This is a genomic window from Paenibacillus sp. AK002 (assembly GCF_053903045.1).
This window is the reverse complement of the sequence record NZ_CP096377.1, coordinates 5,085,411-5,096,904: the sequence shown is the minus strand read 5'-3', so window position 1 is coordinate 5,096,904 and position 11,494 is coordinate 5,085,411. Positions and strand designations below refer to the sequence as shown.

At 51.8% G+C, this 11,494-nt stretch carries 15 protein-coding genes, 1 tRNA gene and 1 riboswitch; of the genes, 13 read left to right on the top strand and 3 right to left on the bottom strand.

The features are described from left to right. Positions 1-71 precede the first annotated feature (71 nt). Together M1D70_RS22790 and M1D70_RS22785 are read left to right on the top strand one after the other, a co-directional pair. Positions 72-155: transfer RNA gene (locus M1D70_RS22790), tRNA-Leu, on the top strand. 185 nt (positions 156-340) lie between these two features. Next, positions 341-1,066, top strand: coding sequence for a WD40/YVTN/BNR-like repeat-containing protein (locus M1D70_RS22785; RefSeq protein ID WP_456288026.1), 726 nt, complete (start codon positions 341-343; stop codon positions 1,064-1,066). Positions 1,067-1,166: 100 nt separating this feature from the next. Here the strand turns inward: M1D70_RS22785 and M1D70_RS22780 are convergent, their stop codons facing one another. Beyond that, a complete protein-coding gene (locus M1D70_RS22780) occupies positions 1,167-1,358 on the bottom strand; it encodes a hypothetical protein (protein WP_090909398.1) in 192 nt (63 codons plus the stop codon). A 172-nt stretch (positions 1,359-1,530) separates the two neighbouring features. After that, positions 1,531-2,130, bottom strand: a complete 600-nt coding sequence (locus M1D70_RS22775; protein ID WP_456288025.1) for a helix-turn-helix domain-containing protein — start codon at positions 2,128-2,130, stop codon at positions 1,531-1,533. Positions 2,131-2,417: 287 nt separating this feature from the next. Continuing rightward, positions 2,418-2,517, top strand: a riboswitch (purine riboswitch). Between the two features lie 75 nt (positions 2,518-2,592). Here M1D70_RS22775 and M1D70_RS22770 point away from each other — a divergent pair. From M1D70_RS22770 to M1D70_RS22750, 5 genes are all read left to right on the top strand, one after another. After that, the gene (locus M1D70_RS22770; protein WP_456288024.1) at positions 2,593-4,023 is read left to right on the top strand and encodes an NAD(P)/FAD-dependent oxidoreductase; all 1,431 of its coding nucleotides are present in this window, start codon (positions 2,593-2,595) and stop codon (positions 4,021-4,023) included. A gap of 205 nt (positions 4,024-4,228) precedes the next feature. Then, positions 4,229-4,516 (top strand): Dabb family protein, encoded by a 288-nt coding sequence (locus M1D70_RS22765; RefSeq protein WP_456288023.1) that lies wholly within the window; start codon positions 4,229-4,231, stop codon positions 4,514-4,516. 42 nt (positions 4,517-4,558) lie between these two features. Continuing rightward, on the top strand, positions 4,559-4,981 hold the full coding sequence (locus tag M1D70_RS22760; RefSeq protein ID WP_456288022.1) for a DUF86 domain-containing protein: 423 nt from the start codon (positions 4,559-4,561) through the stop codon (positions 4,979-4,981). Between the two features lie 276 nt (positions 4,982-5,257). Further along, positions 5,258-5,710, top strand: coding sequence for a DUF948 domain-containing protein (locus M1D70_RS22755; protein WP_456288021.1), 453 nt, complete (start codon positions 5,258-5,260; stop codon positions 5,708-5,710). 15 nt (positions 5,711-5,725) lie between these two features. Then, positions 5,726-6,088, top strand: coding sequence for a YtxH domain-containing protein (locus M1D70_RS22750; RefSeq protein ID WP_456288020.1), 363 nt, complete (start codon positions 5,726-5,728; stop codon positions 6,086-6,088). A 129-nt stretch (positions 6,089-6,217) separates the two neighbouring features. On the opposite strand, the gene M1D70_RS22745 is transcribed toward M1D70_RS22750, so the two are convergent. Next, a complete protein-coding gene (locus M1D70_RS22745) occupies positions 6,218-7,315 on the bottom strand; it encodes a nitric oxide synthase oxygenase (RefSeq protein WP_456288019.1) in 1,098 nt (365 codons plus the stop codon). A 231-nt stretch (positions 7,316-7,546) separates the two neighbouring features. On the opposite strand from M1D70_RS22745, the gene racE reads away from it, so the two are divergent. From racE to M1D70_RS22715, 6 genes are all read left to right on the top strand, one after another. Next, a complete protein-coding gene (racE, locus tag M1D70_RS22740; RefSeq protein WP_009593789.1) occupies positions 7,547-8,353 on the top strand; it encodes a glutamate racemase in 807 nt (268 codons plus the stop codon). 237 nt (positions 8,354-8,590) lie between these two features. Continuing rightward, positions 8,591-9,793 (top strand): M14 family metallopeptidase, encoded by a 1,203-nt coding sequence (locus M1D70_RS22735; protein WP_009593790.1) that lies wholly within the window; start codon positions 8,591-8,593, stop codon positions 9,791-9,793. 194 nt (positions 9,794-9,987) lie between these two features. After that, a complete protein-coding gene (locus M1D70_RS22730; protein ID WP_009593797.1) occupies positions 9,988-10,263 on the top strand; it encodes a hypothetical protein in 276 nt (91 codons plus the stop codon). 103 nt (positions 10,264-10,366) lie between these two features. Beyond that, positions 10,367-10,669 (top strand): HesB/IscA family protein, encoded by a 303-nt coding sequence (locus M1D70_RS22725; RefSeq protein WP_009593786.1) that lies wholly within the window; start codon positions 10,367-10,369, stop codon positions 10,667-10,669. Between the two features lie 30 nt (positions 10,670-10,699). Next, positions 10,700-10,921 carry a DUF1450 domain-containing protein gene (locus tag M1D70_RS22720; protein WP_009593800.1) on the top strand — a complete coding sequence of 74 codons (222 nt, stop codon included), beginning with the start codon at positions 10,700-10,702 and terminating at the stop codon, positions 10,919-10,921. A 127-nt stretch (positions 10,922-11,048) separates the two neighbouring features. After that, complete coding sequence (locus tag M1D70_RS22715; protein ID WP_009593780.1) at positions 11,049-11,315, top strand: hypothetical protein; 267 nt, start codon at positions 11,049-11,051, stop codon at positions 11,313-11,315. Positions 11,316-11,494: the final 179 nt, after the last annotated feature.

Here is an 11,494-nt window from a genome sequence, read left to right as displayed (position 1 = left end):
CTTGCTTTTTAGCTTGGGGCGTTATATACTCTTAATTACGGTGATCAACTCGATCACGACTTACATAATATGCGGTCGTGGCGGAATTGGCAGACGCGCACGGTTCAGGTCCGTGTGGGCTTACCCCCGTGGAGGTTCGAGTCCTCTCGACCGCATCTATGAAGCAAAGCTGTTTTTCAAGTGAAATTCGACTTGAAAAACAGCTTTTTTCGTTCCTCTTCAAGTGGAAATCGCGTTATACTGAATATGAGGGACCGTTCCGTATGAGTGTGATGGAATGGGACGAATAGCGTAAACAGCCGTTACGGTTGGTTACTTAGAACATAAGGGGTGTGATCGCATGATAAAACCTCGAAACAGGATGGGCTTTATGCTGATGATGTTGATCGCAGTCAGCGTAGCTGTCGGATGCCAGTCATCGGATATAGGGAATGGGGCCGGGCCTTTGCCGACTGAGGCATCGGCGAATTCTCCCAAGGGAGATATTCCTGAGACTACGCCGCCTTCCGGCACGGATGAGACCTCAGGCCATACGGATGGCAGCGCAGGAAACGGTTCCGCAGCAGACACGCAAGAAGATCCAGCGGCCGAACCCGATGTGGATTTATCGGATGTGACGGCAGTCCGGCTCGTTAATCATAACTCCGGCTGGATCGGCGGAGAAGGCTGGATTGCTTTTAGTGATGACGGAGGCACCGAATGGGAGGTTCAGGCTCAGCCGAAGGGCACTGTACGCCAAATCTTTGCGCTGAACGGGAAGCAGGCCTGGACCGTGATGGAGAATAACGATCTGTACCGTACAACGGATGGCGGAGAAACATGGAACCGGATCGGAAGCACGCCGAATGCCGGCTTTCTCCATTTTATCTCGCCTGAAACGGGATTCAGCGGTCAAGCCAAAACCGAGGACGGAGGCAAGACCTGGAGTATTCAGGATATGCCGGATACGACCACGCGAGGCCATGACCAAAGAGCCGCCACTGACGGAGTCGTTCAACATTTCAAAAACGATGGCGTTAAGCCTGGGAAATTGTACGTTATTAACGAGACGAAGACCCATAACTAATCATAGCAAAGCAGACCGGGAAATTACCGGCCTGCTTTTTTTGAGCTTATGCCTAAATGTTCATCAAGAATCAGGCAGAACGACGAGCCTCGCATGGTTCTTAAGGGAGCTCTTTGAATATTCTTCGGGAGCCTGCCCAAAGACCGGCTGCAATTCCGAAAAAACCGAAAAGGGAAACCAGGACCATCAGATTGTAGGAGTGCCATCCAAGCAGGAATCCGATGCCGCTTCCCATGGTCGTTCCAGCCAGCAATCCCAGTGAAGCGCCAATTTCCTTCTGACGCAGCTTCATTCGTCAGTCACCTCATTCCTGGATCGCTTTCGTATGCCCGATGTTACTTGTATTCCCTGAAAACCTCAAACTATGCCATGACACAAAATAAGCCCGGCTTGGCCGAATGGAGTCCGGCAAGCAGAGCATTTGTGTCAGATAATAAGTATGGTTATTGGTTTAACGGCTAGTTTTATCGGGACTCTTGCTTCAGTGCGCAATCTGCGAATAACACAGACTTAGGGATTCGGAAGAACTGTTCCGCTTTCTCCTGAAATGCTGCTGAAGGTACGGTGCCTTGGTGCAGCCATTTGCGGAACGTGCCAGGATGTACGCCGATCCAGCGGCTGACATCGCTCACCGACAAATCATGAACCATGCACAGGCCTGTCAGAATCCGATTGCTGACCGGAGAGCGTGTCAGGGTGCGTTTCATGAATCGGGAAGCCGCTGGCTGACAGATCAAGGGCGACTTGTCCAGCAATTCTTCTCTGAAGAGAATGTGGCGGGGATAACCCAAGTAGTCGCAGGCTTTCTCCAGGTTGTTTTTTCCGGGAACGCGTCCCTCATATACCCAGGCGCTGACGCTACGGGAGGATACTCCCAGTTCCTCGGCCAATTGCGACAATTTGATATCGTTGGCCATAAGTACGGCTAGCAGGACGCGGTTACGAATTTGGCAGCGGGTCGGCCGACGAAAGCGCTTGACTCGCACGCCTTTCCCCAAATATTTACGATTGATCAGGGACCACGCCTCAATGGAGTGTTTTTCTTGCTGCAGTTGTGTAGGCATAATTCCTCCGATTTTTTTAACACAATACTACAATATTCGACACTAGCTTTTCAATAGCCAATCACTAAACATTTGTTTCCATTTCGTTGTTACATGATTTATGGAGCCGGTGCGGTGGTTCGATAGACCTACAATGTGTATTTGGTCTTGTTGGAGCATTGTTCGTGTTTTTATAGAATTTAACGATAATAACCCGAATTTAAACATATTACGGCCTGAAAGGCGAACAATTTTAAATATTATTATTGACTCATTCGTAATTACGTTTTATATTAACTATGGTTGTTGAAGAGAAAAATAGGCTTATTCGTATATCCCTGAAAATAAGGTTCAGGGGTTTCTACAAGGGACCTTAAATTCCTGACTACGAATAGGGTGCGCAAGCATACCTATTCGGAGCAGGATTTTTTTGTGCCTGGAATCGGTGTGCGTAAACGACAGTCAAACACACAGGGGGATATGATGAGCAAATATGATGTTATCGTTGTTGGTGCCGGTCCTGCAGGAATTTTTGCATGTTATGAGCTGACATTGAAATCACCAGGCAGCAGGGTGCTGCTGGTTGACAAGGGACATGATATTTACCGGAGAAGCTGTCCGATTCTGGAGGAGAAGATTAAGCTGTGTCCTCCGGCGGTAGGCCGGAAGGAATTCGCCGGTTGCCTGCCGGCCTGCTCGATTACGGCCGGATTTGGTGGAGCCGGGGCATACAGTGACGGCAAATTCAACATAACCACAGAGTTTGGCGGCTGGATGACCGATTATTTGCCCGGATCCAAAGTCATGGAGCTCATTCAATATGTGGATGCGATCAACCTGGAGCATGGGGCGACACCTGCCATTACAGATCCGACGACCCATGCGATCCGCGATATTGAACAGCGAGGATACGCAGCAGGCCTTAAGCTGCTTCGCGCACAGGTAAGGCATCTTGGAACCGAGCAGAATTTGGAAATCCTGAAGTCGATTTATGAATATTTAAAGACAAGGATTGATATGGCATTCCGGGCGGAGGTCGAGGACATCGTCACCATCAAGGAGGACGGCACCCACCGCGTCACCGGCATCGCGATGAAGGGCGGAGAGGTCCATGAGGCGAATCTGGTGATGGTTGCCCCCGGCCGCGACGGGTCTGCCTGGTTGACCGGCATTCTTAAAAAACGCAGATTGAAAATGCATAATAACCAAGTGGATGTCGGCGTGCGCGTCGAAACCTCGGATGTGGTCATGCGTGAAATCAACGATCATTTGTATGAAGGCAAATTCATCTTCAACACTTCGGTCGGGACCCGCGTGCGGACATTCTGCAGTAATCCTTCCGGCCATGTCGTGGTGGAAAACCACAGCGGAGTCATGGCTGCCAACGGTCATTCCTACAAGGATCCGGCATTGGGCTCAGCCAATACGAACTTTGCGCTGCTGGTATCCCATAAGTTTACGGAGCCGTTTGATAAGCCTAACGAATACGCGCGCGAAATATGCAAGCGGGCGAATGATCTGTCCAGCGGCGGGGTCATCGTGCAGAAATACGGCGACGTGCTTCGCGGCCGGAGATCCACCGAGGGCAGAATCCGCGAAGGGTTTCTTGAGCCGACGCTGAAGGAAGCCGTTCCAGGCGATCTTGGCTTGGTGCTGCCTTACAACACGATGAAAAGTCTGATCGAGATGGTTGAAGCGCTTGATCAAGTCACGCCGGGGATCGCGTCGGAGCACACGTTGTTCTATGGCGTCGAGGCCAAGTTCTACTCCGCAAGGCCGAAGCTGTCGGATTCCTTCGAGACGGAGATCAAGGGGCTGTATTGCGGCGGGGATGGCGCCGGAATTACCAGAGGGCTTGCTCAGGCAGGAGCCGCCGGGGTCTGGATTGCCCGGAACATGCTGAACCATATTTAGCACATAAATCCAAATGACGGGCTTTTTTCGTAGGATGTTCATTCAGGAGCACGTTCTGGCGCCGTCCAGTCGGTGCTCCTGTTTGGTTATATCTGGAGAGCCATGTATGTTCCTCATGTTCGTGGGAGCGATTTCTTTTTCCGGACGAACGGGGTATGATAGATACGGGAGATTTACATATATGCTAGAGATGGAGGAACGGACGATGATTAAACATATTGTTTTTTTCAAATTGAAGGATCCAACCGCAGAGAATATTGAGAAAACCGTGCAGGTGCTGCGCGACATGGACGGTAAAATTCCGTTGCTGAGATCCCTTGAAGCTGGTGCCGATGTGATCCACTCCGAGCGCTCTTATGATTTGGCTTTGATCGTTGAAGTGGACAATCTTGAAGATTTGCAGGCTTATGCCGTTCACCCTGTACACCAGGAAGTGATCCAATACATCAATACGGTGAAAGATCATACGCTTAGCGTTGATTTTGAAGTGTAGGCGGTAGATAGACTTACAACAACAGGCTGGAGGAGATTTGCGGTGTATTATGTGAATCAAGAGCAAATTGAACGGCGGCTGAACGCGATTCCGGACATTGCGGAAGGTTTGCGTGCCGCTGCGCAATCGTGGGACGGAGGCCTGGTGCTGGGCCTGGTTCAGGAGCGTGCGCTTCATCTGGCGATCGAGGTCGTCACGGATGTCGGCAGCTACCTGATCGACGGATTTATTATGCGGGATGCCAGCAGTTACGAAGATATCATGGATATCAATCATGAGGAAAAGGTGTTTCCGCAAGAGGTTCATAAGGTGCTGATGGAGCTGGTTCGTTTACGTAAGCCGCTCGTACAGGACTACTATGATTGGGACCGGCAGGCGCTGCATTCTTTAACGCCCGTACTGGCCGACGTGCTGGAGCAGTTTGCGGGAAACGTTCGCGAATATTTAAAGAACGAACTGTACTGATGGCTGCTTAGCTTGAATGATTTCTCCCATGACGGCATGGGCTCGCTCATCCATATGACGCATGGAAGAACAGACCTACAGGGAAATCCCCTGAAGGTCTGTTTTTTTTGTTGAATTCGTACCGTTGCCGGCATGTTACTCGAGCGGGCGGGGATATTCGTTGTTCTCTGGCCGCAATAAAAAGATCGCCGATGTTGTGTCAAGACAAGCCCATCCTGCTTATAATGCATCAAGCGACTAGGCATTCGCCCGGTCGGACGAAAGGAGGAGTTCCCGATGACAGAATGGAGTGCGCTGACCGCTGCCGCCGGCATCGTGCTGATCGCGGTTGCCGCGGTGGTCATGATGCTGTCGATTAGAAAGCTGATGCGGCGGGCTGAGACCATGCTGGGCCGGCTTGAAGAAGACAGCGCCCGATTGACACAGGAGGCTTCGCAAGTGCTTGAGCAGGCTTCCGTCTCTTTGGAGATGATACAGCGTCAGCTGGCAGCCGGCGAAGCTTTTGCCGCTTCCATGTCCAGTGCAGCGACAGCCGTAGCCAAGACGGCCGATGCGGTTCATGCTGTTGGGAAAAAAGCTTCCATAACGGCCATTGAGCATCTGGAACGTGCTCGCCTCGATAATGAACGGCAGATCGGGGAGATGTTCCGGTGGGTGGATGCCGGGATGACGCTCTGGCATTCCTGGAACAAATATGCCTCCAAGTCCGGCGAAAGGCAAGCCAAATAGAAGGAGAGATGGGATATGAAAGAGAAGAGCAAAGGACTCCTCTGGGGAGTATTGATCGGCAGTGTTGCAGGTTCTGTTACCGCACTTCTTCTGGCTCCGAAATCCGGCAAAGAGCTTCGGGATGACATTGCAGACGGCGCACGCGAAATCGGTGCCAAGGTGCAGGAGGCGGCGGAGAAGGTAGGCGAGCAGGGCGTTAATCTGATCGGCATCATGACGGATCGTGCCGAGAATGTCATCTCCGACATTCAATCCTGGCGGAATCGGCAGGAGAGCTGGCTGGCAGAAGAGGAAATCGCACAGGTGTCCTCGTTTGATGAGGATTTTGAAGAAGAGGCGTATGTGCCCTCTGTTTCGGAAGAGAAGATCAACGATTAAAACCAGGGATCATCGGTCTTCAGCACATCGATTGCGGGAATAAGGATCACGCCAAAATACATGAAAAGCCGGGGCGGCGTCAAACGCCCCGGCTTTGCTGCGTTTAGTGTTTAGCATGGTCAGGCGGGATTATTGTCCCTTGTTCCTGTAATGGAAATTCGGCGAACGCATGTCATTATGATAGGATGCATGGAAAATATGCGTGGTGGCCGGCGAAACCGGAGGAATCAGCCAGCTCCAGTCTCCGGTAAGCTCGCGCCCGGCCTGCGCTTCACGCTGTTCGAACAGACCGAACTGGGCTGCAGCCGAGTGATGGTCCACGATGCTGACACCCGCCTTTTTGTAGGAATAAAGCACGGCCACATTGAGTTCGACCAATGCACGATCCCTCCACAAGGTGGCTTCGCTTGAAGTCTCCAGTCCCATCAGGCTGGCGATGAGCGGGAGCTTGTTGTAACGGGCCTCGTCTGCGAGGTTGCGGGCACCGATTTCGGTTCCCATATACCATCCGTTGAACGGAGCGGCCGTATACGTAATGCCCCCGATCTCAAGCAGCATGTCCGAGATGAGAGGCACCCCGTACCATTTTAACCCTTCCTCTTTAAGCTCCGGAAGATCAGGATGCTCCAGGCAGACCTCCAGCACGGAGGTTTTCGGTATCGGCAGCCACTCAGGCGGCTCATTCCCCTGCTGCACCACCAGCGGCAGCACATCATGGGCGGTCAAGTCACCCTGCCAACCCATCTCCAAGCATTCCTTCGTGAAGGCGATCGAAGCCGGGTCGCCAATCGTGCCGTCCGGCGTTTCGTAACCCGCATACCGAATCAATTGATGGTTTTTGATCATAAGGGGAGCTTCCCCGGGACGCGCAGCTCTGAAAATGGTAATCGTAGGTATGATCTTTCCGCCATTGGTGGCACTCTCGATATGGTGGAGAAGCGCCGAAAAGATGTCGGAGGTCTCCGTTAAGTGTCTGGCATCAAGGACCTTCAGGCGATCCCAAAACAGTCTCCCGATACAGCGGTTGCTGTTTCGCCAGGCCATTTTGGCCCCGTGCGTCAGTTCCTCTATCGTATGTTCATATGTACCTGTCCGCTCGATCTGTGAGCGAATGTCGCTGATCCGGGACTGCACTTCTTCCCCGGTCCGGTTTAACTCTGCATAACAGAGCCCGATAAACTGCTCCGCAGCCTGAAAAAGGCCGGTGCGATGTATGCTGTCATTCACGTGAGATTCTCCTTTTCTATACGCGCGCTTACTATAGTATAAACTACCTAAGCTCCGCATCTGGAGCAAGAGTCCTACAATTGCTTGAACAATGTATCCAAGGTTGTTCACAACGGCGCCCTTGTTGAAGATAGGGGGGAATTGGGGTAAGATTTAAGGTACATTTCGATCCGAAATGACATATGGTATCACTGTAAACCATGAATTTGACAAGAAGGAAGCGGTGGGTTCGTGCAGCAAGCAATCGCAATACTAGACTCGGGTGTGGGCGGGCTGACTGTCGCCAAAGAAGTGATGAGACAGCTCCCGAGAGAGAAGATTATTTATTTCGGAGATACAGCCCGCGCACCCTACGGACCCCGTACACCGGAAGAAGTCCGTTTATTTACGGAGCAAATCGTAGATTATTTAATTCAATATGATCCCAAAATGATCGTTATCGCCTGTAATACGGCAACGGCGGCGGCGCTTGATTATATTTCGTCCAAAGTGCCCGTGCCGGTCATCGGTGTCATTCATCCAGGGGCACGAGCCGCCATAAGCGCAACGAAGACCGGACACGTCGGCGTGATCGGTACGGTCGGAACCATTGGCAGCGGAGCGTATACAGCGGCTCTGAAACAGCTGTCGCCATATATCGGGGTAGAGAGTCAAGCCTGCCCCGAACTGGTACCGCTCGTCGAACACGGATTGTTCCGGTCCAAGGATTCCCTGCAGGTTGTGGAGCGATCGCTACGAGGCATCAAGGATACCTCCATTGATTGCCTGATCCTGGGGTGTACCCACTATCCGTTCCTCATGAATACGATTCAAACCGTCATGGGGCCGAATGTGAAGCTGATCAGCTCCGCCGATGAGACGGCACGCGAAGTCAGCACGATTCTGTACGATAAAGGCCAGCTCGCGAGCAGCATGGAAGGGCCGGTGCATCAATTTTTCTGTACAGGAGATCCGGAGATTTTTCAGAGCATTGCAACCGAATGGCTTGGTGAGCATATCAAGCGGACGCCAGTGGTATGGCAGATTACGAAGCTATAATTCACGGTTCATACTTTAAAGCTTATTAGAATGATTGCGAATACGAGATTGCGAGGCAGGCAGGACAAGGGATGAGGCCCTTTCCTGCCTTTCTTTGGTTTTACGATCGCCTTCATACGAAAGGAAGGGGCTTGGCCCGGTTTCGATTGGCTGCATCATTCATGTCGGACAAGCGGCTGCTCATATACATGGATTGGACACTAATTGAAGCGGCTTAGCCGCGGAAAGGAATCCATTATGCAGCAATATGTCGTACAGAAAGGCGATACACTAAGACGCGTGGCTGCCAGACATGGTCTGGCGTATGAACAGCTGATTACGGCAAATCCATGGGCCGCCCAGCAGCCGTATCTTCAGCAGGGACAAATGCTCTATCTTCCTGCATCGCTGCGCCGGCGGTATGTCATTCAGGAGCATGATACGTTTGATCGTATTGCCAGTGCGTTCCGGTTTCGCAAGGAAGCCTTGGAAGAATTGAATCCCGGTTTATCGGCTAATCAGCTGCCCCAGGGAAAAACGATCGTTCTGCCGGGCCCAACACATAAGCATTTGATACGGTTATCCGGTGAATATGGGCCGGCGGATCTGGAACGCGATATCCAAGAGATGCAGCTGCATTACCCTGTCATCGAGTGGAGCGTCATCGGACGGAGCGTGCTCGGCAAACCCATATATGCGGCCAAAATCGGCAAAGGCCCGAAGAATCTCCACATGAATGCAGCGCTGCATGCCAATGAATGGATCACCACTCCTTGTCTGATGCGATTCATGGAGGAGTACGGCAGGGCGTTGGCTCAAGCCTCAACAGTTTATGATCAGGAGCCGACTGCCTGGTACCAGGACTATACGCTGTGGGTTGTCCCGATGGCAAACCCGGACGGAGTAGAGCTCGTACAAGAAGGAATCACACCTTCTCATCCATATTATGAACGTCTGCTGGAATGGAATGGCGGTCGTGAGGACTTTCGCCGCTGGAAGGCGAATATCAACGGCGTGGATTTGGGCGACCAATTCCCGGCGCATTGGAACGAGGAAGTTGCTCGCAGGGGCAAAACGCGTCCTTCTCCGCAGGATTATGCGGGGGCTAAGCCGCTTAGCGAGCCGGAAGCCGAGACCGTCTATCAGCATACCCTGTCGATCTCTCCGGAACGAGCCGTTTCCCTTCACAGCCAAGGCAGGGAAATTTATTGGAATTACAGGGACTACGAACCTCCGGAAAGCGAGAACATGGCCAGAATAATGGGTCAGGCGGGCGGTTACAGGCCGGTGAAGCTTCAGGGGAGCGATGCGGGCTACAAGGATTGGTTCATCCAGCATTTCAGGAGACCGGGCTTTACGGTGGAGATTGGATATGGGATTAATCCGCTGCCGCTTGAGGATTTCGAGGACCTGTGCGTCGAGGTGGGATCGATCCTGTCGGCGTTCATGTCTTTGGAATAACCTGATAATGAAACGAGAAGCATTCCTAAACGTATACAAAGCTAGAAGAAGCGGCCGCTGCTTGTCATGGATCAAGGCAGTGGCCTCTTTTCGCCCTCTGATTGATTGCGGGCCGCATAGGAATGGCCGGGATTTCTTAGAGATTCAGGAATTGGGTAATATATATTCATGCAATTGGAATGGAGGTATACACCATGAAGTGGAGAAGATTATGGTCGCTTCGGCGCTGGTCGCACGTATTCCAGCGGATATTCGGGTACTTGGCCTCTTCCCGGGTTGCTTTAGGGGACAAGCTGTTATTCCTGGTTCCGGTTGCGCTGTACTGGGTGCTGCCTGATTTCATGCCTTTCATGCCGATCGATGATATCGGAGTCACGATGCTGCTGATGAACTGGTTCGTGTCCCGCGTCGAACGGAAATATCCGGGTTTGCTCGGTGAGAATCAAGGCAAGGTCAAGCGCGCAAGGTAAGCGGCCTTCGGGCAGCGGCAATACGGACAGAACCCTTGCGAAAAAGTCGGCAGGGGTCTACAATAACATATTGAATGAAACATCCGTGAGGAGATGAATATACGTGAAATGTAAAATTACCCGCAATGCGGCCAAAGTGATAAAGCGAGAGCTGGACAAGGAAGAAAACAAGGACAAGAAACTTCGCGTGCTGGTTACCCATGCGCATGGCGACCATGCTCACTATGGACTGGACCTGGACACACCTAAGGAAAGCGATGTCGTCGTATCGACGGATAAAGAGATCGACGTCATTTTGGAGGCTGGACAACCTTTTCTGGACGGCGTCAAAATCGACTATCTTTATTTTCCCGAGGAAGGCTTTGTCATTACGAATCCATCCCAAGGGAATCACGGCGACCACTAGGATACTTCAGAACAAAGAAGGTAATGAATAATGGCTAATGATATTCGCGTCTGCGAGAAATGCAGGCATACGAAATTGAAGACAATCATCCCGAAGATTCAGAAAATGGTGCCGGATGCCGATATTAAAATCGGCTGCAAATCCTATTGCGGTCCTTGCGGCAAACGCGCATTCATTTATATCAACGGCCGGTATGTCAGCGCACCTACAGAGGATGAGGTGCTGGCAAAGGCGATGCCGTTTGTGAAGTAACCAACGGGCTGTTCGGGGCCCCAATCGAAGATTCATGGATTTCCCATTTCTTCTGGTATAGTTCCTGGCTCAGCCATCCATGCTAAGAGGGCACCAGGAACAATGACTTTAGAAGGGAGCATCCGTCATGAACAGTCACGATTCCAGTCTTCACTCCAACAGTCCAAGCAACAGCGCGTTAGATTCCGTGGAGAAACTGCACCGTGCCGTATCCTCGGCCATGTCCCATCCGACGGAACAGTTAATTCAGCAAGCGGAGAATTCGTTATCCCATACAGAGCAAGCGGTCGCTCAGGTGATCGAGCAGGGGAACCGAAACGCCGTGGAATTGGCGGAAGAGTTGTTAGGTGAAGAGAAGGAACGCCTGTCCAAGCTTCGTTCGGCTAAAAAGTAAATCATCCTGTGCAAGCCCGTTCCAGAGCTTTCAAGCTTTGAACGGGCTTTTTGGCCAACTTATATGAAGCTGGGACGGCCATCCTGGAAGAAGCTCAGGTGATATGTGGTGAAACGTTTGCCAAGATGGGGAAACCGACTCGAGTCAGTGTCCTATTGGGCAGGGTGGAAGAAGCAGGC

Excerpts from the sequence above, each read along its gene's own strand:
- M1D70_RS22785 (WP_456288026.1), top strand. The coding sequence starts at position 341 with ATGATAAAACCTCGAAACAGGATGGGCTTTATGCTGATGATGTTGATC.
- M1D70_RS22780 (WP_090909398.1), bottom strand. The coding sequence starts at position 1,358 with ATGAAGCTGCGTCAGAAGGAAATTGGCGCTTCACTGGGATTGCTGGCT.
- M1D70_RS22750 (WP_456288020.1), top strand. The coding sequence starts at position 5,726 with ATGAAAGAGAAGAGCAAAGGACTCCTCTGGGGAGTATTGATCGGCAGT.
- M1D70_RS22775 (WP_456288025.1), bottom strand. The coding sequence starts at position 2,130 with ATGCCTACACAACTGCAGCAAGAAAAACACTCCATTGAGGCGTGGTCC.
- M1D70_RS22755 (WP_456288021.1), top strand. The coding sequence starts at position 5,258 with ATGACAGAATGGAGTGCGCTGACCGCTGCCGCCGGCATCGTGCTGATC.
- M1D70_RS22765 (WP_456288023.1), top strand. The coding sequence starts at position 4,229 with ATGATTAAACATATTGTTTTTTTCAAATTGAAGGATCCAACCGCAGAG.
- M1D70_RS22770 (WP_456288024.1), top strand. The coding sequence starts at position 2,593 with ATGAGCAAATATGATGTTATCGTTGTTGGTGCCGGTCCTGCAGGAATT.
- M1D70_RS22730 (WP_009593797.1), top strand. The coding sequence starts at position 9,988 with ATGAAGTGGAGAAGATTATGGTCGCTTCGGCGCTGGTCGCACGTATTC.
- M1D70_RS22715 (WP_009593780.1), top strand. The coding sequence starts at position 11,049 with ATGAACAGTCACGATTCCAGTCTTCACTCCAACAGTCCAAGCAACAGC.
- M1D70_RS22735 (WP_009593790.1), top strand. The coding sequence starts at position 8,591 with ATGCAGCAATATGTCGTACAGAAAGGCGATACACTAAGACGCGTGGCT.
- M1D70_RS22720 (WP_009593800.1), top strand. The coding sequence starts at position 10,700 with ATGGCTAATGATATTCGCGTCTGCGAGAAATGCAGGCATACGAAATTG.